The organism is Robertmurraya mangrovi (genome assembly GCF_034427655.1).
Lineage (GTDB): Bacteria > Bacillota > Bacilli > Bacillales > Cytobacillaceae > Robertmurraya_A > Robertmurraya_A mangrovi.
Genome location: NZ_JAXOFX010000013.1, coordinates 99,444 through 125,781, shown reverse-complemented (window position 1 = coordinate 125,781; position 26,338 = coordinate 99,444). Strand labels below are relative to the sequence as shown.

29 protein-coding genes are annotated in these 26,338 nt (G+C 35.9%); all 29 read left to right on the top strand.

The features are described from left to right. Positions 1-686 precede the first annotated feature (686 nt). The 29 genes from topA to flhB all read left to right on the top strand — a co-directional run bounded on the left by topA (position 687) and on the right by flhB (position 26,309). The gene (gene topA, locus SM124_RS17370; protein ID WP_322447783.1) at positions 687-2,762 is read left to right on the top strand and encodes a type I DNA topoisomerase; all 2,076 of its coding nucleotides are present in this window, start codon (positions 687-689) and stop codon (positions 2,760-2,762) included. A gap of 218 nt (positions 2,763-2,980) precedes the next feature. Beyond that, entirely contained in the window at positions 2,981-4,288 is a 1,308-nt protein-coding gene (trmFO, locus tag SM124_RS17365; protein ID WP_322447782.1) for an FADH(2)-oxidizing methylenetetrahydrofolate--tRNA-(uracil(54)-C(5))-methyltransferase TrmFO, read from the top strand. A gap of 174 nt (positions 4,289-4,462) precedes the next feature. After that, on the top strand, positions 4,463-5,365 hold the full coding sequence (xerC, locus tag SM124_RS17360; RefSeq protein WP_322447781.1) for a tyrosine recombinase XerC: 903 nt from the start codon (positions 4,463-4,465) through the stop codon (positions 5,363-5,365). Between the two features lie 20 nt (positions 5,366-5,385). Then, the gene (hslV, locus tag SM124_RS17355; RefSeq protein WP_322447780.1) at positions 5,386-5,934 is read left to right on the top strand and encodes an ATP-dependent protease subunit HslV; all 549 of its coding nucleotides are present in this window, start codon (positions 5,386-5,388) and stop codon (positions 5,932-5,934) included. 12 nt (positions 5,935-5,946) lie between these two features. Beyond that, on the top strand, positions 5,947-7,353 hold the full coding sequence (hslU, locus tag SM124_RS17350; protein ID WP_407691418.1) for an ATP-dependent protease ATPase subunit HslU: 1,407 nt from the start codon (positions 5,947-5,949) through the stop codon (positions 7,351-7,353). A 143-nt stretch (positions 7,354-7,496) separates the two neighbouring features. After that, positions 7,497-8,276 (top strand): GTP-sensing pleiotropic transcriptional regulator CodY, encoded by a 780-nt coding sequence (gene codY / locus SM124_RS17345; RefSeq protein ID WP_322447779.1) that lies wholly within the window; start codon positions 7,497-7,499, stop codon positions 8,274-8,276. A gap of 545 nt (positions 8,277-8,821) precedes the next feature. Next, the gene (gene flgB / locus SM124_RS17340) at positions 8,822-9,217 is read left to right on the top strand and encodes a flagellar basal body rod protein FlgB (protein ID WP_322447778.1); all 396 of its coding nucleotides are present in this window, start codon (positions 8,822-8,824) and stop codon (positions 9,215-9,217) included. 8 nt (positions 9,218-9,225) lie between these two features. Continuing rightward, the gene (gene flgC / locus SM124_RS17335; protein WP_322447789.1) at positions 9,226-9,675 is read left to right on the top strand and encodes a flagellar basal body rod protein FlgC; all 450 of its coding nucleotides are present in this window, start codon (positions 9,226-9,228) and stop codon (positions 9,673-9,675) included. Between the two features lie 74 nt (positions 9,676-9,749). Beyond that, a complete protein-coding gene (fliE, locus tag SM124_RS17330) occupies positions 9,750-9,998 on the top strand; it encodes a flagellar hook-basal body complex protein FliE (RefSeq protein ID WP_322447788.1) in 249 nt (82 codons plus the stop codon). Positions 9,999-10,068: 70 nt separating this feature from the next. After that, positions 10,069-11,670, top strand: a complete 1,602-nt coding sequence (gene fliF, locus SM124_RS17325; protein WP_322447777.1) for a flagellar basal-body MS-ring/collar protein FliF — start codon at positions 10,069-10,071, stop codon at positions 11,668-11,670. A 14-nt stretch (positions 11,671-11,684) separates the two neighbouring features. Further along, positions 11,685-12,701 carry a flagellar motor switch protein FliG gene (gene fliG / locus SM124_RS17320; RefSeq protein ID WP_322447776.1) on the top strand — a complete coding sequence of 339 codons (1,017 nt, stop codon included), beginning with the start codon at positions 11,685-11,687 and terminating at the stop codon, positions 12,699-12,701. Next, a complete protein-coding gene (gene fliH, locus SM124_RS17315) occupies positions 12,685-13,461 on the top strand; it encodes a flagellar assembly protein FliH (protein ID WP_322447775.1) in 777 nt (258 codons plus the stop codon). The genes fliG and fliH overlap by 17 nt, the downstream gene beginning before the upstream one ends. A 1-nt stretch (position 13,462) precedes the next feature. After that, a complete protein-coding gene (gene fliI / locus SM124_RS17310; RefSeq protein ID WP_322447774.1) occupies positions 13,463-14,776 on the top strand; it encodes a flagellar protein export ATPase FliI in 1,314 nt (437 codons plus the stop codon). 4 nt (positions 14,777-14,780) lie between these two features. Next, on the top strand, positions 14,781-15,224 hold the full coding sequence (gene fliJ, locus SM124_RS17305) for a flagellar export protein FliJ (protein WP_322447773.1): 444 nt from the start codon (positions 14,781-14,783) through the stop codon (positions 15,222-15,224). 8 nt (positions 15,225-15,232) lie between these two features. After that, entirely contained in the window at positions 15,233-15,829 is a 597-nt protein-coding gene (locus SM124_RS17300) for a MotE family protein (RefSeq protein ID WP_322447772.1), read from the top strand. A gap of 29 nt (positions 15,830-15,858) precedes the next feature. Next, positions 15,859-17,031: a flagellar hook-length control protein FliK gene (locus tag SM124_RS17295; protein ID WP_322447771.1), complete on the top strand. Its 1,173-nt coding sequence runs from the start codon at positions 15,859-15,861 to the stop codon at positions 17,029-17,031. Positions 17,032-17,040: 9 nt separating this feature from the next. Beyond that, positions 17,041-17,685, top strand: a complete 645-nt coding sequence (gene flgD, locus SM124_RS17290) for a flagellar hook assembly protein FlgD (RefSeq protein ID WP_322447770.1) — start codon at positions 17,041-17,043, stop codon at positions 17,683-17,685. Between the two features lie 13 nt (positions 17,686-17,698). Beyond that, complete coding sequence (locus tag SM124_RS17285; RefSeq protein WP_322447769.1) at positions 17,699-18,085, top strand: TIGR02530 family flagellar biosynthesis protein; 387 nt, start codon at positions 17,699-17,701, stop codon at positions 18,083-18,085. A 71-nt stretch (positions 18,086-18,156) separates the two neighbouring features. Next, positions 18,157-19,392: a flagellar hook protein FlgE gene (locus SM124_RS17280; RefSeq protein ID WP_322447768.1), complete on the top strand. Its 1,236-nt coding sequence runs from the start codon at positions 18,157-18,159 to the stop codon at positions 19,390-19,392. A 48-nt stretch (positions 19,393-19,440) separates the two neighbouring features. After that, on the top strand, positions 19,441-19,665 hold the full coding sequence (locus SM124_RS17275; RefSeq protein WP_322447767.1) for a flagellar FlbD family protein: 225 nt from the start codon (positions 19,441-19,443) through the stop codon (positions 19,663-19,665). Continuing rightward, complete coding sequence (fliL, locus tag SM124_RS17270; protein ID WP_322447787.1) at positions 19,652-20,074, top strand: flagellar basal body-associated protein FliL; 423 nt, start codon at positions 19,652-19,654, stop codon at positions 20,072-20,074. Before SM124_RS17275 ends, fliL begins: the two co-directional genes overlap by 14 nt. Before the next feature lie 45 nt (positions 20,075-20,119). Continuing rightward, complete coding sequence (gene fliM / locus SM124_RS17265; protein WP_322447766.1) at positions 20,120-21,118, top strand: flagellar motor switch protein FliM; 999 nt, start codon at positions 20,120-20,122, stop codon at positions 21,116-21,118. After that, the gene (fliY, locus tag SM124_RS17260) at positions 21,108-22,415 is read left to right on the top strand and encodes a flagellar motor switch phosphatase FliY (protein ID WP_322447765.1); all 1,308 of its coding nucleotides are present in this window, start codon (positions 21,108-21,110) and stop codon (positions 22,413-22,415) included. Before fliM ends, fliY begins: the two co-directional genes overlap by 11 nt. Before the next feature lie 21 nt (positions 22,416-22,436). Continuing rightward, on the top strand, positions 22,437-22,799 hold the full coding sequence (locus SM124_RS17255) for a response regulator (RefSeq protein WP_322447764.1): 363 nt from the start codon (positions 22,437-22,439) through the stop codon (positions 22,797-22,799). A 25-nt stretch (positions 22,800-22,824) separates the two neighbouring features. After that, positions 22,825-23,496 (top strand): flagellar biosynthetic protein FliO, encoded by a 672-nt coding sequence (locus SM124_RS17250; RefSeq protein ID WP_322447763.1) that lies wholly within the window; start codon positions 22,825-22,827, stop codon positions 23,494-23,496. After that, entirely contained in the window at positions 23,493-24,158 is a 666-nt protein-coding gene (fliP, locus tag SM124_RS17245) for a flagellar type III secretion system pore protein FliP (RefSeq protein WP_322447762.1), read from the top strand. Before SM124_RS17250 ends, fliP begins: the two co-directional genes overlap by 4 nt. Positions 24,159-24,173: 15 nt before the next feature. Beyond that, positions 24,174-24,443, top strand: coding sequence for a flagellar biosynthesis protein FliQ (gene fliQ, locus SM124_RS17240; protein WP_322447761.1), 270 nt, complete (start codon positions 24,174-24,176; stop codon positions 24,441-24,443). A gap of 4 nt (positions 24,444-24,447) precedes the next feature. Next, positions 24,448-25,224, top strand: coding sequence for a flagellar biosynthetic protein FliR (gene fliR / locus SM124_RS17235; RefSeq protein ID WP_322447760.1), 777 nt, complete (start codon positions 24,448-24,450; stop codon positions 25,222-25,224). 2 nt (positions 25,225-25,226) lie between these two features. Further along, positions 25,227-26,309 (top strand): flagellar biosynthesis protein FlhB, encoded by a 1,083-nt coding sequence (flhB, locus tag SM124_RS17230; RefSeq protein WP_322447759.1) that lies wholly within the window; start codon positions 25,227-25,229, stop codon positions 26,307-26,309. The last annotated feature ends 29 nt before the right edge of the window (positions 26,310-26,338 follow it).

Genomic DNA, 26,338 nt, shown 5'->3' with positions numbered 1-26,338 from the left:
TGGTAGTAAGCTAAAGAAGGAGATCATTTAGCCTAAAGGCTCATAGCTTAACTTAGTAAAGAAGCCGAATATAGCTTCTCTTATTAAAGATGCCTAAAAACAACCTATATACCAATGTTGAGTGGGGGCCTTGACAGTTTCGTTCATATCAGGAGGCTCACCGCCCGCCCCGCGGAAAGCGAAGTGCCTGGAACGGAAATCAACAGACTTATTTTAAGCGGCTAAAACAAAAAATAAGGGGCTGTTCAAAGAGTCATATTACTGACTATTTGGACAGCCCCATAAATATGATCCTTTCTTATGAATTTCAGTTCTAAATTTTAGTGATATATACATAATAGTAAAAAAATAACCATAAATTTTTAACTTTTTGAAGGGTTTTTGTATAGATATAAAGAAATTTGTTTGAAAAAGGTTGAATTTATTTATAATCTGTTATACATTTTGCATCAGGTATTCAATTGATAAACTGTAAACGGTTACCCTTATGATTGACAAGTATGATTTACTTGTTTAATAATAATGAATACTTTTATAGGTTAAATTTTAATAATTAAAATAGAAAAATAAAATCACTTAAAAGGTATCAATGTGATTTTTACAAAAGAAGGGTATTTTGCTCGGAGACTTGTATATTTTCAAGTGAACTGAGCTTTTCATATTATCCCTCTCAAGGAGGATTATAGATGTCAGAGTTTTTAGTAATCGTTGAGTCGCCTGCGAAGGCTAAAACGATTGAGCGTTATCTTGGTAAAAAATATAAAGTTAAAGCGTCAATGGGGCATGTTCGGGACTTACCAAAGAGTCAAATGGGTGTTGATGTAACAAATGAATATGAACCTAAATACATAACCATTCGCGGTAAAGGTCCAGTTCTAAAGGAATTAAAAACAGCAGCAAAAAAAGCGAAAAAGATATATCTAGCGGCTGACCCGGATCGTGAGGGAGAGGCAATTGCTTGGCATTTGGCTCATAGTTTAGATGTAGATATTCACTCGGATTGTCGAGTTGTTTTTAATGAAATAACAAAGGATGCTATTAAAGAGTCGTTCAAACACCCTAGACCCATTAACATGGATTTAGTTGATGCTCAACAGGCACGACGCATTCTAGACCGGTTAGTTGGCTATAACATCAGTCCATTATTATGGAAGAAAGTAAAAAAAGGACTAAGCGCGGGAAGAGTTCAATCCGTTGCGGTAAAGCTTATAATTGAAAGAGAAAAAGAAATAAAAGACTTTATCCCGGAAGAATATTGGTCCATTGAAGGGGAGTTTCTAAAAGGGACGGAAGCGTTTGAAGCTCATTTCCATGGTATAGGAACTGAGAAGATAGAACTGAAATCTGAAGCTGAGGTTCAAAATGTTCTTAAACAGCTGAAAGGAAATAAGTTTAAAGTAACGGCTGTTACGAAAAAGGAAAGAAAACGAAACCCAGCGGCACCATTTACAACTTCTTCACTCCAACAGGAAGCAGCTAGAAAACTAAATTTCCGTGCAAAAAAGACGATGATGCTTGCTCAGCAGCTCTATGAAGGAATTGACTTAGGAAAAGAAGGTACAGTCGGTTTAATTACTTATATGAGAACGGACTCTACTAGAATTTCCGAGATTGCGCAAACGGAAGCATCAGAATATATTCAAGCTTCTTATGGAGAAGCTTTTCTACAGGAAGAGAAGCGAAAAGAAAAAAAGAATACAAATGCACAGGATGCCCATGAGGCTATTAGACCAACTAGCACCCTTAGAGAGCCAAACTCTATTAAAGAATTTCTTTCTAGGGACCAGTTCCGACTTTATAAATTAATTTGGGAACGTTTTGTTGCTAGTCAAATGGCACCGGCAATTATGGATACAATGAGTGTTGACCTGAAAAATGGTGAGATTATTTTCCGAGCAAATGGTTCGAAAGTTAAGTTCCCTGGTTTCATGAAGGTGTATGTTGAGGGTACTGACGATCAGGCGGAAGAAAAAAATAATATGCTTCCTGATTTAAGAGAAGGTGATGAGGTCTTAAAGAAAGATATCGATCCGAAACAACACTTTACTCAACCACCGCCTCGTTACACAGAAGCAAGACTAGTTAGAACTCTTGAGGAACTTGGGATAGGAAGACCATCGACATTTGCTCCAACTCTCGATACCATTCAAAAACGTGGCTATGTCGCATTAGATAACAAGCGATTTATCCCAACCGAGTTAGGTGAAATCGTATTAGAGTTGATATCAGAGTTCTTCCCTGATATTCTTGATGTAGAGTTTACGGCAAAAATGGAGCAGGATTTAGATAATGTAGAAGATGGAAAAACCAAATGGGTTAACATAATAAATGATTTTTATAAGGAATTTGAAAAGCATTTAGAGATAGCCGAAAAAGAAATGGAGCAGGTTGAGATAAAAGATGAGCCTGCAGGTGAGGATTGTGAAGAATGTGGTAACCCGATGGTGTTTAAAATGGGTCGTTACGGTAAGTTCATGGCATGTAGTAATTTCCCAGATTGCCGTAACACTAAGCCTATTGTTAAAGACATCGGAGTTAAGTGCCCGAATTGTAAAGAGGGTAATATAATAGAGAGAAAAAGTAAAAAACGACGCATCTTCTACGGATGTGATCGTTTCCCTGAATGCGAATTTATTTCTTGGGATAAACCTTTACCAAGAAGCTGTCCGAAATGTGAAGGACTTCTTGTTGAGAAAAAACTCAAAAAAGGTGTCCAAGTCCAATGTGTTAGTTGCGACTATAAGGAAGAACAACAAAGCTAAGGGTGGGCATATGCTCACTCTTTTCTAATGGCTGTATTGTGAAGAAAATAACATATTGATGTAAGCATGAAACTTTTTTGTTTCTAATCCGTATTGTAAAATGCAAATGGGCAAAGTAAAAAAGAGATGATTTGCTAAAAAATGAAAACTAGTTATATACAAAAACGAACGAATGATAGATGTAACAATGATATTAGTACAACTGGAGGTTCATTAATATGACAGAACAAGTAGTAAATGTTATAGGGGCAGGATTAGCAGGTAGTGAAGCAGCATGGCAGATTGCTAAAAGAGGAATTAAAGTTAATTTATTTGAGATGAGACCCGTTAAGCAAACCCCGGCTCATCACACGGACAAATTTGCAGAGTTGGTTTGCAGTAATTCATTAAGGGCGAATACTCTTACAAATGCTGTTGGAGTATTAAAAGAAGAAATGCGTATTTTAGATTCGGTTATTATCGGTTCAGCTGATGCATGTTCGGTTCCGGCTGGAGGAGCGTTAGCAGTGGATCGACATGAGTTTGCTGCGCATGTCACAGACAAAGTGAAAAATCATCCGAATGTTACTGTGTTTAACGAGGAAGTAACAGAAATTCCTGAAGGTCCAACGGTGATTGCTACAGGGCCATTAACAAGTGAATCGTTAGCGTCCAAATTAAAAGATTTAACTGGTGAAGAGTACCTATACTTTTATGACGCAGCTGCACCTATCATTGAGAAAGATAGCATTGATATGGATAAGGTTTATTTAAAATCTCGTTATGATAAGGGAGAAGCAGCTTACTTAAATTGTCCGATGACAGAAGAAGAATTTGATCGATTTTATAACGCACTAGTTGAAGCAGAGACGGTTCCGTTAAAAGAATTCGAAAAAGAAATCTTTTTTGAAGGCTGTATGCCTATAGAGGTAATGGCTAAACGTGGTAAGAAAACGATGACGTTTGGTCCGATGAAGCCAGTAGGTTTAGAAGACCCAAGAACAGGGAAACGTCCATATGCAGTCGTGCAACTTCGTCAAGATGACGCAGCTGGAACTTTATATAATATCGTAGGTTTTCAAACACATTTAAAATGGGGTCCTCAAAAAGAAGTATTACAATTAATCCCTGGTTTAGAAAATGCCGAAATCGTACGTTATGGGGTTATGCATCGAAATACTTTTATCAACTCACCCAAAGTGTTAAGAGCAACTTACCAATTCAATAATCGTGAAGATTTATTATTCGCTGGTCAAATGACAGGTGTAGAAGGATACGTAGAATCGGCAGCAAGTGGTTTAATTGCGGGAATCAATGCTGCGCGCCTAGTGTTGAATGAACAGACAATTGAATTCCCTGCTGAAACAGCTATTGGAAGCATGGCAAAATATATTACTACGACAAATGCAAAGAACTTTCAACCGATGAATGCAAACTTTGGATTATTCCCTGACTTACCTCAAAAAATTAAAGGGAAAAAAGAAAGATACGAACAACATGCTAACCGAGCATTAGAAACAATTCAGAACTTTGTGAAAAATATGTAAATTCCTTGCAACACTTGATTGTTTATGATAATATTTAGTAGCCTTGAAGGGCTAAATTGAGCTCTTCAAGGATTCCTTAGTAGGAAGCCGTTCGTTATAATCATATTTTAAGAACTTGTCATCATATACATAGAATAATACTCACTTTTAAATCTCAGTTTGTGAGGTAACAGTGTGAACGAGAATGTGAACGTTTTATTAAAATTATTTTTAGAATATTTACAGATTGAGCGAAATTACTCACAATATACGATTGAATATTATCAACATGATATTAGTGAATTTGCTGAAATAATGAAAGAACAAGGAATAACAGAACTAAAAGATGTTAAGTACAGTGATGTAAGGCTGTTCCTTACTACACTGTTTGAAAGAAAGCTGGCTAGGAAATCGGTTGCCCGAAAAATTTCTAGCCTTAGAAGTTTGTATAAATTTCTACTTAGAGAAAAACTAGTCACGGAAAATCCCTTTAGTCATATCTCGATACCCAAAATTGAAAAGCGTTTACCAGATTTTTTTTATGAGGAAGAAATGTCTAACCTTTTCAAAGCATGCGAAGGTACAGAGCCTATTGATTTAAGAAATAAAGCAATCTTAGAACTTCTTTATGCAACCGGTATACGAGTTAGTGAATGCAGCCAATTACGTTTAAGTGAAGTTGATTTATTTTTATCAACGATTCTTGTACATGGTAAGGGGAAAAAGGATCGTTATGTTCCTTTTGGCAGTTTTGCGCATGATGCCCTAGAACGATACATAAAAGATGGTAGGAACAAACTTATAACTAAGCAATCTTCACATGACTATGTGTTTGTCAACTATCGTGGTGGCCCATTAACTACTCGAGGGATAAGGGTAATCTTAGATAAGATTATTGAGAAATCTTCTCTAAGTGGAACCATTCACCCACATATGTTAAGACATACATTTGCAACTCATTTATTGAATAACGGTGCCGATATGAGAACCGTTCAAGAATTACTAGGTCATGCTTTTTTATCTTCGACTCAAATTTATACTCATGTAACAAATGAATATCTTAAGAAAACTTATATGACACATCATCCTAGGGCATAACCCAAAAAGGAGGAATTTAAATGTCTCAATTTCAATTTCATGCGACTACTATTTTTGCCGTTCAACATAAAGGTAAATGTGCAATGGCTGGAGATGGACAGGTGACTTTTGGTAATGCGGTTGTGATGAAACACACAGCGAGAAAAGTCAGAAAGCTTTTTAATGGTAGAGTGTTGGCTGGTTTTGCGGGTTCGGTTGCAGATGCTTTTACGTTATTTGAGATGTTTGAGGGCAAGCTAGAAGAGTTTAATGGAAACTTACAAAGAGCCGCTGTTGAACTTGCTAAACAATGGAGAAGCGATAAGGTTTTAAGAAGACTTGAAGCTATGCTTATTGTTATGAACAAAGAAAATATTCTACTAATTTCAGGTACCGGTGAAGTTATTGAACCAGATGATGGGATACTGGCAATCGGCTCAGGTGGAAATTACGCTTTATCAGCGGGTAGATCGTTGAAGAAATATGCGGGAGACCATTTAGAAGCTAGAGAAATTGCAAAGGCATCATTAGAAGTTGCTGCTGAAATTTGTGTATATACAAACGACAATATCATTGTTGAAGAGCTGTAGGGAGGGAAAAATATGACGATTAAAGAGAATAATCTAACTCCAAGACAGATTGTAGAACGATTAGATCAATATATTATTGGGCAAAAGGATGCTAAAAAAGCAGTTGCTGTAGCACTAAGAAACCGTTACCGTCGAAGCCTGCTTGATGAAAAACTTAGAGACGAAATTAGTCCTAAGAATATTTTAATGATTGGTCCAACAGGTGTAGGTAAAACAGAAATTGCCCGTCGTATGGCTAAAATTGTAAGCGCACCATTTGTAAAAGTAGAGGCAACAAAGTTTACTGAAGTTGGTTACGTAGGTCGAGACGTTGAATCGATGATTAGGGATCTAGTTGAAACATCTGTACGACTAGTGAAAGAAGAAAAAATGCAGCATGTTAAAGGTAGAGCGGAAGAAAGTGCAAATAGACGTCTTGTGGATTTACTCGTTCCTTCTACTAAAAAATCAACCAACTATAAGAATCCTTTAGAAATGCTTTTTGGTGGCGGTGCTCAACAAGAGCAAACAACTGACAATACAGAAGATCTAAATCTGTATGAGAAACGAAAAGTAGTCGCAGGTAAATTAGCATTAGGTGAGTTGGAAAACGAACTGGTTACCGTTGAGGTCGAGGAACAACAGCCATCTATGTTCGATATGCTGCAAGGTTCTGGAATGGAACAAATGGGAATGAATTTCCAAGATGCTTTAAGTGGTTTAATGCCAAAAAAACAGAAGAAGCGTAAGCTAACTGTTCGTGAAGCTAGAAAAATCTTAACTAATGAGGAAGCTCAGAAGTTAATTGATATGGATGAAGTTACTCAAGAGGCAGTTTTTAGAGCAGAACAAACAGGTATTATTTTTATCGATGAAATAGATAAGATTGCTAGTAAAAATAATAGCGGATCTTCAGCTGATGTATCCCGTGAAGGTGTACAACGTGATATTCTTCCTGTAGTTGAAGGTTCAACAGTTGTCACTAAGTACGGCTCCGTGAAGACAGATCATATCTTATTTATTGCAGCTGGTGCTTTCCACATTGCAAAGCCATCTGATTTAATTCCAGAGCTACAAGGAAGATTTCCAATTCGTGTAGAATTAACGAAATTAACCGTAGAAGACTTCTTCAAGATCTTAGTAGAGCCTGATAATGCATTAATTAAACAATATCAAGCATTATTGGAAACAGAAGGTATACAAATTGAATTTTCTGACGATGCTATTCGTAAACTAGCTGAAGTAGCATTTGAAGTAAATCAAAACACAGATAATATAGGTGCTAGAAGACTTCATACTATATTAGAAAAATTATTAGAAGATCTATCTTTTGAAGCTCCAGATATCACAATGGAAAAAATAGCTATTACTCCTCAGTATGTAGAAGAGAAATTAGGAGTTATTTCTAAAAATAAAGATTTGAGTCAGTTTATTTTATAAGATGAACTTTTTATTTCTGGTAATATCCAGATGTATTGGGGAAACAGATAAGAGGACTTAAATCAACAATTCAGACAAACAGACCAAATAGAAAAAACACTATTAATCACAGTAAGGGTTATAGCAAAATAGGAGGAAGAACAATGGATTTATTATCAAAAACTAGAAGGATTAATGCACTTTTACAAAAAGCTGCAGGAAAACCAGTTAACTTTAAAGAAATGTCAGAAACGTTAAGTGGAGTTATTGAAGCTAACATTTTTATCGTAAGTCGTCGAGGAAAGTTATTAGGCTTTGCTATTAACCAACAAATCGAGAACGAGCGTATGAAAAAAATGTTAGAAGACCGCCAGTTCCCTGAAGAGTACACAAATAACTTATTTAATATTAAAGAAACTTCACCAAACTTAGATGTTGAAAGTGAATATACTGCTTTCCCTGTAGAGAACAAAGACTTGTTTAAAAGCGGTTTAACAACGATTGTTCCCATTATCGGTGGTGGAGAACGTTTAGGGACATTAATCTTAGCGAGATTACAAGAGCAGTTCCATGATGATGATTTAATTTTAGGAGAGTATGGTGCTACTGTAGTAGGTATGGAAATTCTTCGTGAAAAAGCTGAAGAAATTGAAGAGGAAGCACGTAGTAAAGCTGTTGTTCAAATGGCCATTAGTTCACTTTCATACAGTGAGCTAGAAGCAATCGAACACATTTTCGAAGAGTTAAGTGGCAATGAAGGATTATTAGTTGCTTCTAAGATTGCTGACCGTGTGGGTATCACAAGATCTGTTATCGTTAATGCACTACGTAAACTTGAAAGTGCTGGTGTAATTGAATCTCGTTCATTAGGAATGAAAGGAACATACATTAAAGTACTAAACGATAAATTCTTATTTGAATTAGAGAAACTAAAGTCAAACTAAAAAATACAAGGAATCCCACTAGTTTTTAAGCTAGTGGGATTTTTAATTATATATGTGAGTTGAAACACAGTATTAAAAATCCTTTCCAAATATAATATTTAAAGGATTGTTCATCGGCATTTTAGATCAGTATAAAATAGTATAACAATTGTTACAACTATGTAACAGAGTGATGTGAACAATTTTCGACATTTGGATAAAAAATGGATTTACAAATTAGTAAGAATCACGTATATTATTTTAGGTAGTTCAACCATTTTACTTTATTTGGTACCTTATACCTAGGTGCGTATATGCTTGATATAAAAATTATGAACGCAATATGCAGATATAACTCTAACTTTTTATAGGTAAAAAGTAATGGTCTGACCAGAAATTCTAAAATAGGACTTAACTACCAATGTTTTTAACTTAAATTACATAGACAGATTATTGCATATTCATTACAATAAGGATTAAGATTACAAATTCTAACGGGAAATTACAAAAATCAACAAAAAGTAACATTTTCACTATGGATTTATTAATTAACTGAGGTGATTTTTTTGAAGTTATTTTCAAATACCATTTCAACGTTAGAGAGTGCGTTGAACTATTCCTCTACAAAACAAAAGGTCATCTCACAAAATATATCAAATGTGGATACACCTAACTATAAAGCAAAAGATGTGTCCTTTAAGACGGCTTTTGAATCTGCATTAAATACTACAATTGCAGCGAACAAGACTGACCAAAGACATTATGATTTTAAGGGTATCAGTCAAAGACGTCCTGGGATAACGATTAGGAAAGATACTGCTTATAACCATAATGGAAATAATGTAGATTTAGATAAAGAGATGTCAGATTTAGCAACAAACCAAATCTATTACAATGCAGTAATTGAACGAATTAGTGGTAAATTTAATACTTTACAAACAGTAATTAGAGGAGGTAAGTAAACTTGACAATCTTTCACAGTATAAATAATTCAGCAAGTGCGCTTACTGCTCAGAGACTAAGGATGGATGTCATATCTTCTAATATGTCCAATGTTGATTCAACTAGAGCAAAGTTAGTAAATGGAGAGTGGCAACCATATAGAAGAAAGACGGTAGTTCTACAGCCAAAAGAAGGTTCTTTTTCTAATTTCTTAAATGTTGCCATGAATCGTCAGGATGGAGTGGCTGGCAACGGTGTAAAAGTGTCGAGAGTCGTAGAAGATGAGACGCCTTTTAAACTCGTATTTGATCCAGAGCATCCAGATGCAGATGAAAATGGGTATGTGGAGCTACCTAATGTAGACCCATTAAGAGAAATGGTAGACCTTATAAGTGCAACAAGATCATATGAAGCCAATGTTACAGTACTAAATGCATCAAAAGGAATGTTGATGAAAGCACTTGAAATTGGTAAGTAAAGGGGAGCACATACGTGAATAAGATTTCAATTCCAGCGGCATCTCAGATTTTTCAAAGTAATAATACGAAAATAATGCCTTCTTCTACACCTTACGAAGCACAAAAGAGCTTTGCGTCCGTATTAAAAAATTCTATTGAAAAAGTTAATGATGCACAATTTCAGTCTGACCAATTAACGAATAAACTAGCTAAGGGTGGTAATGTTGACTTGCATGAAGTCATGATTGCGAGCCAGAAAGCAAGTGTTACATTACAGGCTACTATAGAGATCAGAAATAAAGTAATTGAAGCCTACCAAGAAGTAATGAGAATGCAAGTTTAATAAATCGAAGTTGTTAAATGGTGCTGGTTATTAGCTGCCGACAACTAGACAGAATAACCGGGGGATTGTGATGAAAGAAACGCTTCAGAAATATTTGACTAACATAAAAGAATATTGGAGTAGCCGTACCAAAAAACAAAGAATTGTGTTTTTTGGTGCACTTGTATTCTTTTTGATTATGATATCGGTGGCTACATTATTAGCTTCTAGAACTAATTTAGTTCCTCTATATAGTAATCTTTCACCTGCTGAAACGGGAACAATTAAAGAAGCATTAGATGCAAGGGGTATCCAGTCAGAAATAGCTCCAGGAGGAACTTCTATTTCAGTGCCGGAAGAAGTTGTAGACAGCTTGAAAGTTGAATTGGCAGCTGAGGGATTACCAAAATCCGGGAGCATAGATTACTCTTTCTTTAGCCAAAATGCTGGAATAGGGATGACTGAAAATGAATTCAATGTTCTAAAATTAGATGCTATGCAAACCGAAATAGCAGAACTAATGAAGGGGATAGATGGTATTAATGACGCTAAGGTTATGATTAATCTTCCTGAAAAGGGAATTTTCGTGACCGATGTAGAGGAGGCAGCTTCTGCATCTATCGTTCTTAATACGAAGCCTGGCTACCAATTTGAAGAGAATCAAATAAAAGCATTGTATCACCTTGTGTCTAAGAGTGTTCCTAACCTTCCTACTGATAATATCGTCATTACTAATCAGTTTTTTGAGTACTTTGATTTAAAAAATAATGAAAAAAATTATACGGGTTCCACTTTTGCTGCTCAACATGAAATAAAAAAGCAAATTGAGCGTGATGTACAACGTCAAGTTCAAAGTATGTTAGGGACTTTAATGGGCCAAGAAAAAGTGGTTGTTGCTGTAACTGCTGATATAGATTTTACTCAAGAAAATCGTGAAGAAAATTTAGTATCGCCTGTGGATGAAGAAAACCTTGAGGGTATTGCTATTAGTGCTCAAAAGATTACAGAAACCTTTACTGGAAATGGTGCGCAAGCAGGAGGAGTACCACAAGGGGAAGATCCAGCAGATTCATTAGGTGCAAGTTACTTAGAAGGAAGTGCTGGAAACGGGGATTATGAACGTATTGAAGAGACGATTAATAATGAAGTTAATAAAATCAGAAAAGAAATTGTAGAGAGTCCATATAAAGTAAGAGATCTTGGTATTCAAGTTATGGTCGAGCCTCCAGTTGCAGATGATCCGAACTCTTTACCACAAGAGAGAGTAGACGACATAACAAAAATGCTTTCTGCGATCGTTCGAACAACGATTGACAAAAATGTGGGACAAGAGCAATTAACTGAAGAAAGTATTCAAGAAAAAATTGTAGTTTCTGTCCAACCATTCAACGGAAAAGTTGAGTTCAACCAAGAACCAAAATCAGTTTTGCCATGGTGGGCATATGTTGTTGGCGGTGTGTTATTAGCTATTATTGCTCTATTAATCTACTTATTCCTACGTGCACGTAAGAAGCAAGAAAAAGAGCAAGAAGAGTTATTAATGATGGAAGAAGCAGCTGCTATTGAGGTACCAGATGTAAATGAAGAGCAAGAAACAGAAAGTTCATTACGTAGAAAACAACTAGAGAAAATGGCTAAAGAGAAACCAGAAGATTTTGCGAAGCTTCTTAGAACTTGGATTGCTGAAGACTAAGGGAGGTATGAAAGATGGCAAAAAAAGATCAAAAAGAGTTAACTGGGAAACAGAAGGCCGCCATTCTTCTTATTTCGCTTGGTCCAGATGTTTCTGCATCTGTGTATAAGCATTTAAGTGAAGAGGAAATTGAAAAGTTAACATTAGAAATATCAAGCGTTAAAAAAGTAGATTCAAGTGCAAAAGAAAGTATAGTAGAAGAATTTCATAGCATAGCATTGGCTCAAGACTATATCACTCAAGGTGGTATTGGATATGCTAAAACTGTTCTCGAAAAGGCACTTGGAGCAGACCAAGCTGCTATTATCATTAACCGCTTAACATCTTCTTTACAGGTAAGACCGTTTGATTTTGCAAGAAAAGCTGATCCAGCTCAAATTTTAAACTTTATTCAGAATGAACATCCGCAAACCATTGCTCTAATTCTCTCATATTTAGATGCGACGCAGGCCGGGCAGATTTTATCAGAATTACCTCAAGAGATGCAGGCTGATATTGCTAGAAGGATTGCTGTCATGGATAGTACATCACCAGAAATAATCAACGAGGTTGAACAGATACTTGAGAGAAAATTATCATCTACTGTTACTCAAGATTACACTCAAACTGGTGGAGTTGAAGCGGTAGTTGAAGTGTTAAATGGTGTAGATAGAGCAACTGAACGCACAATTTTAGATGCATTAGAAATCCAAGATCCTGAATTAGCAGAAGAAATTAAAAAGAGAATGTTTGTATTCGAGGATATTGTCACCCTTGACAATCGTGCGATTCAACGCATTATCCGTGATTGTGAAAATGAGGATCTTATGCTGTCACTTAAAGTTTCAAGTGACGAGGTTAAAGATATTGTGTTTAAAAATATGTCAAGTCGAATGGTTGAAACCTTTAAGGATGAAATGGAGTTCATGGGTCCAGTTCGACTTCGTGACGTAGAGGAAGCACAATCTAGAATTGTGGCAATTATTCGTAGATTAGAAGAATCTGGTGAAATCGTCGTAGCACGTGGCGGAGGAGATGATATCATTGTCTAGACTGATAAAGTCACAGTGGGCACCTCCAAGCGGGCAACAAAAAAATAAAGTTATTTCTATTAAAGTATTGAAACAAAATGAAGAACTTCCAGAGCCACAACCAATCCTGTCATTAGGAATGGAAGAGAGAGAGCAAATTATTGAAGAAGCCAAAAGTGAAGCTCAGCTTATTATCAACGAAGCCAAGCACCATTCGGATATGCTCTACCAACAGTTAGCTGAGGAAAAGATGGCTTGGGATGAAGAAAAAGTCATATTAACTAATCAAGCTAAGGAAATGGGTTTTGAAGAAGGATTTGCTCAAGGTCAACAAGTTGGATATGAAGAATTCAAAGAACAAATTGAGCAGGCCAAGCAAGTAGTTGAAGCTTCAAAGCAAGACTATATAGATAAAATTGAATCTTCTGAGAGTGAGATTTTACGTCTTGGCTTAAAAGTGGCTGAACGAATACTTGGCGACAAAATTAGCGGAAAACCTGAACAATTTCTCTCTATTGTAAAGCGTGCCTTAAAAGAGGCAAGAGAATATAGAGAAGTGCAATTACATGTTAATCCTATTCACTTCGGCTTTCTTTTATCACAAAAAGAGGATTTAGTGAAAATATTTCCTAAAGAAACTGAGTTGTATATTTATCCAGATGATGAATTACTTGAAAGCAGTTGTATTATTGAATCTGCCAATGGAAGAATTGATGCAAGTGTCGATCAACAACTAGAAGAAATCAGAAGAAAACTGTTTGAACTATTGGAGAGTGAATAACATGAATGTTATTGACCTAATGCACGAAATAGATCAAATCGACACTTATAAGAGATTTGGAAGAATTAAGCGGGTAGTCGGACTAATGATTGAGTCCCAAGGGCCTGAAAGTTCCATTGGTGACGTTTGCTATATTCATGTAGGTAGCAAACAGAAAAGAAAAATCCTTGCTGAGGTAGTTGGGTTTAAGGATGAAAATATTATCTTAATGCCCTATACAACGATAAGTGATATTTCACCAGGAAGCTTAGTCGAAGCAACACTAAAACCATTGGAAGTAAAAGTAGGACCTGGTCTAATAGGTAGTGTGGTTGACTCATTGGGACAACCGCTCGATGGAAGTCAACTTCCTAAAGGATTATCGCCAGTTTTAACAGACCAACAGCCTCCAAACCCGATGAGTCGTCCCCCTGTTTCAGAGCCAATGGAAGTTGGCGTTAGGATGATAGATAGCTTATTAACTGTCGGTAAAGGTCAAAGGGTCGGAATTTTCGCAGGAAGTGGTGTGGGGAAAAGTACACTTCTAGGTATGATTGCTCGAAATACTATCGCTGATTTAAATGTAATCGCACTAGTTGGAGAACGTGGTAGAGAGGTTCGAGAGTTTATTGAAAAAGACCTTGGTCCCGAAGGATTAGCTCGCTCAATTGTCGTAGTAGCAACATCTGATCAACCAGCGCTAATGAGGATTAAAGGGGCTTTTACAGCAACTGCCATTGCAGAGTATTTTCGTGATAAAGGTCTAGACGTCATGTTAATGATGGATTCGGTAACCCGGGTTGCTATGGCACAGCGTGAGGTAGGACTAGCCATTGGTGAACCTCCAACAACTAAAGGATATACACCTTCTGTTTTTGCTCAGTTACCTAAATTACTAGAACGCACAGGTACTAATATGCAAGGTTCAATAACGGCGTTTTATACGGTTTTAGTAGATGGAGATGATATGAATGAGCCGATTGCTGACACCGTTAGAGGAATTTTAGATGGGCACTTTGTTTTAGATCGTAACCTTGCAAACAAAGGACAATACCCAGCTGTTAACGTGTTAAAAAGTATAAGTCGGATCATGAATAATATCGTCCCAGAAGGCCATAGAAAATCTGCTGAAAAACTTAGGAACCTTTTAAGTGTTTATATGAACTCGGAAGATTTAATAAATATTGGTGCATATAAAAAGGGATCGTCATATGAAATTGATGAAGCCATCAGACAATTTCCCAATATCATTAGCTTTTTAAAACAAGAAACTCACGAAAAAGTTTCTATGGAAGAAAGTAGACAAACTTTGTATTCATTAATAGAAGGTGACTAATTTTATGGGATATGCATTTAAGTTCAATAAAATTCTTTCTCTAAAAGAGAGGGAAAAGGACGAAGCATTCAGCACTTATAATGATTCGGTTAAAAAGTTTGAAGACGTCGCCCAGAAACTATATGAGCTTTTAAAAAAGAAAGAAGACTTAGAACTCTATCAATCAACTAAATTAACTAACGGTTTGTCCGTCCAAGAAATTAGGCATCATCAGCAATTTATCGGTAACCTAGAAAAAACAATTGAACATCAACAAAAAATGGTAATCAATGCAAGAAACCGGATGAGCTATTTTCAAGAAAAGTTAATGGAAAAAAATATTGAGGTAAAAAAATACGAAAAAATTCGCGAAAAAGATTCGATACAGTTCCTTGAGGCAGTTAAAAGCCTTGAAGGGAAACAAATGGATGATATCTCGATTCAACTTTTTGTGAACCGAGGAAGTTAGGTGATTAAATGGCAAACGTAATAGAAGAACAAGAACAAACAGAAAAAAAATTCAATAAATTTCAATGGTTTTTATTCGTCGTATTGATTCCGCTATTATTTGCTATTACGTTAGGTTTAATCGTTGCGACTGTAGCAGGAATAAATGTGTTCGAAACCTCAAAAGAGTATGGTCAAAAACTCCCTTTTGTTTCTTCTTTATTTAAAGAAGAAGAGGTCAAATCGGTAGAGGAGTTTGAAAAAAATATCATTAGTTTGGAAGCCCAGATTAAAGACCGGGAAGCGAAAATAGAACAACTAGAATTAGAAATAGACGGGAAAGTAAAAGAAGTTGAACGGGGTAAATTGGAGAAAGAACAGCTTCAAATCCAAATCGATGAATTACTGTCCATACAGGAAGAAAATAAACGAGCCTTCAAAGATATCGTCAAAACCTATGAGACCATGTCAGCTAAAAAAGCAGCTCCTATTATTGCTGAAATGACAGACAAAGAGGCCTTAAAGATTTTATCGAATTTAAAGGCTGATACACTTGCTTCCGTTTTAGAAAACATGGATGCAGCAAAAGCGGCTAAATATACGGAAAAATTGACAAATGAAGAATAAATAAATGCCATTTAAAGGAGGTGAAAACATTGAACATTGGTAACTTAGGTGCGATAAATACGATGATTTCTTCTGGGAGTAAAGGATTACCTAGTGAGGGTGGCAATGGTTTTTCTCAACTACTAGGTTCAATAATAGGCGAGTCTCCTGCTGCTGAAGGTGGTATAAACTCTTCATTAACTCTCCAGCTTACAGAAGAAGAAATTTCTGAGCTTATGGATTTCTTAAAGGTAGAAGACCTACTTGAATTAGAAGATGGTTATAAACTTTTGGATCAAGTATTATCTGGTAATCAATCGGATATTTTAGAAATTGTAAGTAGCTACTTAGGTCTAGAAAACAAGTATGATGTAGAAGAGTTTCAAAATCTAATAGAAAAGATGAGGGCGCTCATACAACAGCCAGCGATTAGTATAAACCAATTGTTAAGTAATGATTTTACCGATATTGCTAAAGCAATTAAGCTAATCGATTTACTTTCAAAACATCAGAGTTCTTCGGATGGGAAGTCCGAACTTAAAGAATTATTATCTGATCTAACTAGTAAGTTAGAGCTATTACAGAAGGGGCATAAACAGTTATCAAGATATGAATTTTTGCATAAAACATTCAGTGACCTTGTCTCGAGTGTTAATAGTCAAATTTCTGATGAAGGTAATATAAAAGACTCTAATATACAACAATCAAAGTTAGAGTTACTAAATGGTGTACTACATCTGCCGCAGTTCTCTAAAGCAGAGCAAATAAAAATGATGTTAAGTTCAAATGGAAAACCAATTTCAACTGAGCAATTAATTAAGCAGTTTGAGAGTATTTTAGCAAAAAGCCAATTCTCTAATCTAAATGGCACACAAAAGTTATTAATAAAATTAAATCCTGAGCATTTAGGATCACTAAGAATTGAATTAATCCAGAGAGAATCAATGCTTGTTGCTAAAATATTGACAACCACTGTTACTGCAAAGGATGTAATGGAATCCCAATTGAATGGGTTAAGACAGGCATTTCAATCACAGAATATTCAAGTTGAAAGAATTGAAATATCACACCAGATGTCACAACAAGAGCGTTTCTTAAATAGAGATGGAGGACAAGGTCAACAACATCAATCAGAGGAACAAAAAAAGCATAACGATAAACAGAATAATGACCAAGACTTTAATATTTCCTTTGGGGAAGCACTTATTAATACAGAAATTTAGGTGATGAATGTGACAAATACAATTAATCCATCTTTATACTTATCCAATTTTCAAAAAGAGAGAAAAACAGGGTCAGATATTTTGGGGAAAGATGACTTCTTAAAAATCTTAATGACCCAACTTCAAAATCAAGATCCTTTAAATCCAATGCAGGATAAGGAATTCATTGCCCAAATGGCACAATTCACTAGCCTAGAGCAGATTACAAATATGGGGAAATCAATTGACAAGTTTGTAGCGGTTCAAGAACAAAGTAAATTAATTTCTTATAATCAATTTGTTGGGAAAGAGATAACATGGCATAAAATAACTGAGTCAAACAATCCTAATGAACCAGAAACAATCGTTGAAGGAACAGGAAAGGTTAAGTCCATTCAATTCAAAGACAATACTGTGTTGTTAATCCTTGAAGATGGTACTAAGCTTGAACCAGCAAATATATCTCAAATCAACGAATTGTCTAAAGATAATAATATGCTTCAGGCAAGTATGTTAATAGGTAAGAGAGTCACATTCCTTAATGACCAAAAAGAAGAAAAAAACGCAATTGTGAAATCTGTTTCATTTAAGGATGGAAAAACTTTATTTGAATTAGGTGATGAAACAAATTCAAAGATTATATCCTCACAAATTACTAAAATATCAGATAATTAAAGGGAGTGATTGATTGGTTAAACCCGTTTTTCATTCGGTACAATCACAAACTGTAAATACTCAAAAAATACGACCAATAAAACCTGATAGATTAAATAAACCATCTTTCGGTATGCATTTTCAAAACGCAATTCACTCGAATAACAAATTAGTTGTGAGCAAACACGCGAAAGAAAGATTAGGTCAAAGAGGAATTGATATTAATAACGAAAGTTGGAAAAGAATTGAGGAGAAAATTCACGAAGCGAAAAAAATGGGTGTTAAAGAATCACTTGTTTTACTAAAAGATGTTGCTTTAATTGTTAGTGCAAAAAACAATACAGTGATTACAGCAATGAACAGGGAAGAGGCTTCATCTCAGATTTTCACAAATATTAATGGTACAATTATTTTAGAATAAGGGCTGGACCTATATAGGAAGCCGAAGCTGCGGATAGATAGAAGCAGCTTATCTGAAAGGAGAAATGTTTAATGTTACGTTCGATGTTTTCGGGTATTAGCGGGATGAAAAACTTTCAAACAAAATTAGACGTAATTGGTAATAACATTGCAAACGTAAATACTGCTGGTTTCAAAAAAGGCCGTGTGACCTTTAAAGACTCTATGAATCAGATGGTTGCTGGTGCTAGTGCAGCTACTGAAAACCGTGGGGGCAAAAACGCTATGCAAGTTGGACTAGGTTCAACACTTGCAACTATTGATACAATTCATACAGGGTCTAGTTTACAAACAACTAACCGCCCTCTAGATTTAGGGATTGATGGGGATGGATATTTTGTTGTCAAGCAAGGTGATGCACAATTCTATACAAGAGCAGGAAACTTCTATTTAGATGATTATGGGACTCTAGTGACAGCAGATGGTCTAAAAGTACAGGCATATAAGTATGCTGCAGATGGAAAGACATTAACAAATACTTATGGGGATGTGGCTGTTAATGTGAATGCTGTATTACCTCCTGTAACTACTAAAACAGTTATGGTTTCTGAGAACCTTGCTGCAAATGCTAATGGAGGGACTACCTTTAAACAAACTATAAGAGTTATTGATAAGGATGGTAACCCTCAATCAGTTGATATTACATTTAAAAAGCATGGAACAACTACAAATTTGTGGAATGTCTTTGTAAACACTGACCCTGATGCTTCACCTACTCCTGCTAGTCTTGCTCTTACTTTTAATGCTAACGGTACTTTAGCTACACAAACTCCTGATAAAAATACTAACTTTACAGTGGATGTGTTAGGTAACGGTGCTGGTACTGATGATTTACCCATAAAGTTTGATTTTTCTAGTATAACCCAACTAAATGGTTCTACTACTGCATTAGTAAAACCTGACGGAAACACAGAAGGTAAACTTGAGAGCTTTAGTGTAGGTATGAGTGGGGATATTAGTGGTATATACTCAAATGGACAAATATTAACTTTAGGTCGTCTTGCACTAGCCAAATTCAGTAATAGTTCTGGATTACTTAAAAGTGGAAATAACACTTTTCAAGAGTCTATTAACTCTGGTGCCGCTAATATTGGTGCCGCCGGAGACGGTAGAGGTGTAATTGCATCTGGTACACTAGAAATGTCCAACGTAGACCTATCAGAAGAATTCACAGAAATGATAACAGCTCAACGTGGTTTCCAAGCAAACACTCGTATCATCACAACATCTGATGAGATTTTACAAGAGTTAGTAAACTTAAAACGATAGGTTAAGGGAGGGACAGGGCTAAATTAGCATTTAGCCCTGATAAGAACATTGATTAAAGTGACTCGATTAAATGGTAAAAGCTTCATGTTGAATGCTATCTATATAGAAGCGATTGAATCCTTTCCTGACACGACCATCACACTTACAAATGGAAGAAAGTATTTTGTAAGGGAGACAGAGGACCAAGTATATGAGCTTATTAAAAGCTTCTATCAATCTGTTAACCTTCTAGGACATCCACAGTTGGAGGATATTGATGATGAAAAAGAATAAGCTGTTAATGATTATGTTAATATTGCTTGTTGCTATAACTCTCGTTGGAGCTGTTGCACTAGTGGTTGTGTTAAAGGTCACTGGAGAGGAAAAGGAACCTACAATTGATGAAGTGCTGAAGTCATCTGTAGATGTACCACAAATTACGACTAACTTAGCAGACGATGAACTAATTCGTATTTCTTTTAAAATTCAAACAGATAGTAAGAAGTCTGCAGAAGAATTAACAAAAAGAGATTTCCAAGTGAAAAACGTCATTATTCTTGAGTTGTCTGAGAAAAAATCAGAGGATCTACAAGGTAAAGAAGCACAGCTGAAGTTTGAAGAAGAATTGAAAAATAAAATTACCACTCTAATGCAAGAAGGTAAAGTAGTGAAAGTTTATATTACAGAAGCCCTCCTCCAATAGAATACAGCTAAAATTAGAAGTCACTACCATAGGAGGTGAGGATACATGTCTGGAGAGGTTTTATCACAAAGTGAAATAGATGCTCTGTTGTCGGCTTTATCAACAGGTGAAATGGATGCCGATGAACTGAAAAAAGAACAATCCGAGAAAAAGGTAAAGACTTATGACTTTAAACGAGCTTTACGTTTTTCTAAGGACCAAATTAGAAGTTTAACACGTATACATGAAAACTTTGCTAGATTACTGACTACTTTTTTCTCAGCACAATTACGAACGTATGTGCAAATTTCCGTAGCATCTGCCGATCAAATTCCTTATGAAGAATTTATTCGGTCTATCCCAAAAATGACCGTATTAAATGTTTTTGAAGTACCACCATTAGATGGAAGGATACTAATGGAGGTTAACCCAAACATTGCATATGCCATGATGGATCGGATGCTAGGAGGTAAAGGTGCTAGTATTAATAAGGTTGAAAATCTAACCGAAATCGAAACGAGGATTATGTCTAACACATTTGAACGTTCCTTCGAACATTTGCGTGAGGCATGGTCGACCATCGCGGACATTGATCCTATGTTGTCTGACTTTGAAGTAAATCCTCAGTTTTTACAGATGGTCTCTCCTAACGAGACAGTAGTAGTCATTTCTTTAAACACTACTATTGGAGAAACGACAGGTATGATTAATATCTGTATTCCACATGTGGTCCTTGAACCAATTATACCTAAGCTTTCTGTCCATTACTGGATGCAGACGGATAAGAAAGAAAGGAAGCCAGAGGAAATCGCGGTGCTGGAGAAGAGGATTCAAAGTGCGACCATACCAGTCTCGGTTGAACTTGGGACTGCAGATATATCAGTTAATGATTTCTTAATGCTTGATGTAGGGGATGTTATTGAGCTTAACCAGCAAATCGACCAGCCACTATTAATGAAAATTGGCGATATCCCTAAATTCTTAGGACAACCAGGAAAATTAAACAAGAAAATTGCCATACAAGTTTTGGATACGTTGAAGGGAGGCGACGACGATGGTGAGTGATGACATGCTTTCTCAAGATGAAATAGATGCTCTATTAAGAGGAACAGATGACGATGACTTTGATAGCCAAGTAGAAGAAATAAATGTAGAAGATTATTTATCGTCAATGGAGCAGGATGCTTTGGGAGAGATAGGTAATATTTCTTTTGGTAGCTCTGCAACCGCGCTTTCTACATTATTAAATCAAAAGGTTGATATTACAACACCGACTGTTAGTGTTTTGCCTAAGGATAAACTAGGGGATGAATTTCCACAGCCCTATGTTGCTATACAAGTTAGCTATACAGAAGGATTTTCTGGTACCAATCTTTTAGTGATAAAACAGACAGACGCAGCTATCATTGCTGATTTAATGTTAGGTGGGGACGGTCTAAATCCAGCAGATTTAATGGGTGAGATTCAGCTAAGTGCCGTACAGGAAGCCATGAATCAAATGATGGGTTCTTCGGCAACTTCCATGTCGACAATCTTTAGTAAAAAAGTAGACATTTCACCCCCGTCCATTGATTTATTAGATGTTCAACAAGGAGAAGGTACAGAAAGAATTCCTGGAGAGGATATGCTAGTTAAAGTATCCTTCCGCTTAAAGGTTGGAGAGTTAATTGATTCTAATATTATGCAGCTTCTACCTTTAAATTTCGCTAAAAGTTTAGTAAACGAATTATTAAATCCAGGAAGTTCTAGTCAAAATGACATGGGTCAAAAGAAGGAAACGGAGCCAGTTACTCCGAATGATATAGGTAGTAATGTACCGGAGTTTACTCCGCAACCAAATCCTACTGACTATCAACAACCAAATATGGGACAACCTGTGTACCCATCATTCGACAACCAACCTATGAATCAAGGAAACTGGCAACAACAACCACCTCAAGGCTATCCAATGCAAAATCAAGGATACCAAATGCCGCCTCAAGGCACGGGGTATCAAATGGCACCACAACATTTTGGGTCGCCATATCCAGGAGTTGCACAGCCGAATGTTCAACCTGCAGTGTTCTCAAGTTTTGAGCAACATCAACTTCAGGAATCGGAGTCTAAGAACCTAAATATGTTACTTGATATTCCTTTACAAGTGACTGTTGAGCTTGGGAGAACAAAACGTTCTGTTAAGGAAATCTTAGAGTTATCAGCGGGATCAATTATAGAACTCGATAAGCTCGCTGGTGAACCTGTTGACATCTTAGTCAATAACCGATTAATTGCTAAGGGTGAAGTGGTTGTCATTGATGAGAACTTTGGTGTTCGTGTCACAGACATTATTAGTCAAACGGATCGTATTAAAAAACTTAGATAACACATTTGGGGGTAATAAGTAATGGGACAGAAAATTTTAATCGTAGATGATGCAGCATTTATGCGAATGATGATTAAGGACATTCTTACAAAGAATGGATTCGATGTTGTAGGTGAAGCAGCAGATGGCGTACAAGCTGTTGAAAAATATAAAGAAACTCAACCTGACTTAGTTACAATGGATATTACGATGCCAGAAATGGATGGAATTACAGCTTTGAAGGAAATCAAAAAAATTAACCCAGCTGCAAAAATCATCATGTGTTCTGCAATGGGTCAACAAGCAATGGTTATTGATGCTATCCAAGCAGGAGCTAAGGACTTCATTGTTAAGCCGTTCCAAGCGGATCGCGTAATTGAAGCTATTTCAAAAACTTTAGGCTAATAAACAGTATTTGAGGTGCAGCCCGTTGCAAAGATTACAGCTAATGATAAAGGTGTTGCTTCTTGCTACGATTGCTCTGATAGGCTCCATATCAGGAGCCTCTGCAGAGCAATTAAACAGTGTGAAAGATTGTTATGAACAACCTGAAAAATGTGGAGATACAAAATTATCTCCTCAAACAGATGAGAAACAAGTAAAAAGTGAAACTAGCAATAGTGTGGGGTTAAATGCTTGGGATTTCTTTAAAATGATTTTCGCTACTTTTTTTGTAATTGCTCTTCTTTATTTCATTTTAAAATTTATTAACAAAAAAAGCCGTTCATTTAAGAGTTCTCAATTAGTTGAAAACCTAGGAGGAACGACTTTAGGTGCTAATCGCTCCGTACAGATTGTAAAAGTAGGTAAACGTGTACTTGTGTTGGGTGTAGGTGAGAATATCCAGCTGTTAAAAGAAATTGATGATGAAGAAGAAACGAGTCAAATCATCTCCGACTATAACAGCAAAATAGAGCAGCTTGTACAACCAAGCGATATTGTGACAAAGGTCATCCAAAGAACAAAGAATATGAATCTAGAAAAAAAACAAACAGAAAATAACTCATTTACATCTATGTTAAAAGGACAACTAGAAGAGATTTCAAAAGGTAGAAAAAAGTTATTTGATGAGATGGAGAAGAAAGGGTCAGACGAACGATGAATGAATTTATGGAGTTTTTTAACAATAGTTCTCCAACGAATGTTGCCACATCTGTTAAATTACTATTACTCTTCACCGTCCTTTCCATCGCTCCTAGTATTCTCGTATTAATGACTTGCTTTACAAGAATCGTGATTGTTCTTTCTTTTGTCAGAACGGCGCTTGCTACACAGCAGATGCCTCCTAATCAAGTAATTCTAGGATTAGCCTTATTTTTAAGCTTTTTTATCATGGCTCCAACATTCCAACAAGTAAATGAACAAGCGTTAACACCATTGTTTAATGAAGAGATTAACCTTGAAGAAGCCTATGAACGTGCAGTTATACCTTTTAAGCAATTTATGAGTGCACATACGAGACAGAAGGACTTAGCCTTGTTTCTAGAATATTCAAAAGCAGAACGACCAAAATCTATTGAGGATATTCCTTTAACGGCTCTTGTTCCAGCGTTTGCCATTAGTGAAATTAAAACAGCTTTTCAAATTGGATTTATGATATTCATTCCATTTCTAGTTATTGATATGGTTGTAGCGAGTATCCTTATGTCAATGGGGATGATGATGTTACCACCAGTAATGATTTCATTGCCATTTAAAATTTTACTCTTCGTCTTAGTAGATGGTTGGTATTTAGTTGTAAAGTCTCTACTAGATAGTTTTTAAAGCAGGTGAATGATAATGACTCGAGACGGTGTAATTGCAATAGCAGAACAAGGGATATGGACAGTAATTATAATATGTGGTCCTTTGCTGATACTAGCACTGGTTGTCGGTTTAATTGTTAGTATTTTTCAGGCTACAACTCAGATTCAAGAACAAACACTTGCTTTTGTTCCTAAGATTGTAGCGGTTTTACTTGGGATAGTCGTATTTGGACCATGGATGTTAAACCATATGCTCTCATATGCTTCCGAAATATTTTCTAATTTAACTAGGTATGTAGGCTAAGCATATGCTAGATTTACTTTCAGAGTTTCCTACGTTTTTATTGGTTTTTGTAAGAGTAACATCATTCTTTTTAATGATGCCTCTTTTTTCATATAAATCTATTCCTACTACTCATAAAATTGGGTTTGGTTTCTTTCTAGCTTGGATTATGTTTTATACGATTGATGCACCGGTTCTAGAAATAAACGGTGCATACTTTTTATTAATCATAAAAGAAGCATTAGTTGGTATCATGATTGGTTTTATAGCGTATTTAATTCTGGCAGCTATTCAAATAGCAGGTGGTTTTATTGACTTTCAAATGGGATTTGCAATAGCAAACGTAATTGATCCCCAAACGGGTGCTCAAAGTCCCTTAATGGGTCAATATTTATATACAATCGCTTTATTTTTTTTACTAGTTGTGAACGGACATCATTTAATGATTGATGGAATTTATTATAGCTATCAATTTATTTCGCTGGATCAAGCGTGGATCCCTTTCGGAAAAGAATCAATGATTGAGTATATCCTTAAGGCCTTTAGTTCCATGTTTATGATTGCTTTGCAGATGTCTCTCCCGGTAGTGGGTAGTTTGTTTCTCGTTGATGTAGCATTGGGGATTGTTGCCAGAACGGTACCACAATTAAACGTCTTTGTAGTAGGGCTACCGGTTAAAATTGGTGTGAGTTTTATCGTGTTAATTCTTGTCATGAGTGTCATGATGGTGGTTGTTTCCCAATTATTTGAAACAATGTTAACCACTATGAGAGGTCTAATGACTCTTATTGGAGGTTCTTAACAATGACCTGGGTGAAATTAGATTTACAATTCTTTGCCGGTGAGAAAACGGAAAAAGCAACCCCTAAAAAGCGTCAAGATTCTCGTAAAAAAGGACAAGTGGCAAAAAGTCAGGATGTTAATACGGCAATCGGGTTATTGGCTGTCTTTCTATTTTTATTTTTTGCTGGTGGTTACTTTTTGGAGATTATCTTTTATTTATTTCGTCATTCCTTTCAAGATTATATGAAAATGGAACTGACTGAGCAAAACGTGTTTGTTATTTTTATGGATATATTAAATGAACTGATGTTACTATTAGGACCCATTATGATTGTTGCATTAATAGCTGGTGTAGCAGCTAATTATATGCAGTTTGGTCTTCTATTTTCAACTGAAGCAATTCAACCTAAATTAGAAAAATTAGACCCCATTAAAGGGGCAAAAAGAATTTTTTCCATTCGAGCCATAGTCGAGCTTTTTAAGTCCATTTTAAAGATAAGTTTTGTTGGAGTTGTTGCCTTTTCAATCCTTTGGATTAGAAAAGAAGAGATTTTAATCCTTTCTCAAAAATCTATTTGGGACTCTTTAGCAACGATTGCGAGTATTACTGTTCAAATGGGTTTAATTGCTTCTGCAGCTCTACTATTTTTATCAGCTTTAGACTATTTTTATCAAAAATATGACTACGAAAAAAATCTCCGAATGTCCAAACAAGACATAAAGGATGAACATAAAAACTCAGAAGGGGATCCTCTCATCAAATCAAAGATTAAGCAACGCCAAAGGGAAATGGCAATGAGAAGAATGATGCAAGAGGTTCCCAAAGCCGATGTGGTTATAACGAACCCAACCCATTACGCGATCGTACTCAAATATGACGAAAACAAATCGGATGCACCTTTTGTTGTTGCTAAAGGTGTGGATTTTGTCGCTCAAAAGATTAAATTAATAGCTAAAGAGAATGATGTCATTATGGTTGAAAACAGACCATTGGCAAGAGCTCTTTATAGTCAAGTAGAAATAGGAAACGCCATACCAGAAGAATTTTTTAAAGCAGTAGCAGAAATTCTTGCTTATGTATATAAGACAAAAAGGAAGATTTAAGTATTTTATGGCAAGTTAGGGGAGAAAAT

What these genes read in the sequence shown, in the direction of transcription:
- fliR (WP_322447760.1), top strand. Translation starts at nt 24,448, where the DNA reads ATGCTAGATTTACTTTCAGAGTTTCCTACGTTTTTATTGGTTTTTGTA.
- topA (WP_322447783.1), top strand. Translation starts at nt 687, where the DNA reads ATGTCAGAGTTTTTAGTAATCGTTGAGTCGCCTGCGAAGGCTAAAACG.
- codY (WP_322447779.1), top strand. Translation starts at nt 7,497, where the DNA reads ATGGATTTATTATCAAAAACTAGAAGGATTAATGCACTTTTACAAAAA.
- fliQ (WP_322447761.1), top strand. Translation starts at nt 24,174, where the DNA reads ATGACTCGAGACGGTGTAATTGCAATAGCAGAACAAGGGATATGGACA.
- SM124_RS17255 (WP_322447764.1), top strand. Translation starts at nt 22,437, where the DNA reads ATGGGACAGAAAATTTTAATCGTAGATGATGCAGCATTTATGCGAATG.
- fliJ (WP_322447773.1), top strand. Translation starts at nt 14,781, where the DNA reads ATGGGATATGCATTTAAGTTCAATAAAATTCTTTCTCTAAAAGAGAGG.
- fliG (WP_322447776.1), top strand. Translation starts at nt 11,685, where the DNA reads ATGGCAAAAAAAGATCAAAAAGAGTTAACTGGGAAACAGAAGGCCGCC.
- fliY (WP_322447765.1), top strand. Translation starts at nt 21,108, where the DNA reads ATGGTGAGTGATGACATGCTTTCTCAAGATGAAATAGATGCTCTATTA.
- fliM (WP_322447766.1), top strand. Translation starts at nt 20,120, where the DNA reads ATGTCTGGAGAGGTTTTATCACAAAGTGAAATAGATGCTCTGTTGTCG.
- hslU (WP_407691418.1), top strand. Translation starts at nt 5,947, where the DNA reads ATGACGATTAAAGAGAATAATCTAACTCCAAGACAGATTGTAGAACGA.
- fliH (WP_322447775.1), top strand. Translation starts at nt 12,685, where the DNA reads ATGATATCATTGTCTAGACTGATAAAGTCACAGTGGGCACCTCCAAGC.
- SM124_RS17280 (WP_322447768.1), top strand. Translation starts at nt 18,157, where the DNA reads ATGTTACGTTCGATGTTTTCGGGTATTAGCGGGATGAAAAACTTTCAA.
- fliL (WP_322447787.1), top strand. Translation starts at nt 19,652, where the DNA reads ATGAAAAAGAATAAGCTGTTAATGATTATGTTAATATTGCTTGTTGCT.
- hslV (WP_322447780.1), top strand. Translation starts at nt 5,386, where the DNA reads ATGTCTCAATTTCAATTTCATGCGACTACTATTTTTGCCGTTCAACAT.
- fliP (WP_322447762.1), top strand. Translation starts at nt 23,493, where the DNA reads ATGAATGAATTTATGGAGTTTTTTAACAATAGTTCTCCAACGAATGTT.
- fliF (WP_322447777.1), top strand. Translation starts at nt 10,069, where the DNA reads ATGAAAGAAACGCTTCAGAAATATTTGACTAACATAAAAGAATATTGG.
- flhB (WP_322447759.1), top strand. Translation starts at nt 25,227, where the DNA reads ATGACCTGGGTGAAATTAGATTTACAATTCTTTGCCGGTGAGAAAACG.
- fliE (WP_322447788.1), top strand. Translation starts at nt 9,750, where the DNA reads ATGCCTTCTTCTACACCTTACGAAGCACAAAAGAGCTTTGCGTCCGTA.
- fliI (WP_322447774.1), top strand. Translation starts at nt 13,463, where the DNA reads ATGAATGTTATTGACCTAATGCACGAAATAGATCAAATCGACACTTAT.
- SM124_RS17300 (WP_322447772.1), top strand. Translation starts at nt 15,233, where the DNA reads ATGGCAAACGTAATAGAAGAACAAGAACAAACAGAAAAAAAATTCAAT.
- trmFO (WP_322447782.1), top strand. Translation starts at nt 2,981, where the DNA reads ATGACAGAACAAGTAGTAAATGTTATAGGGGCAGGATTAGCAGGTAGT.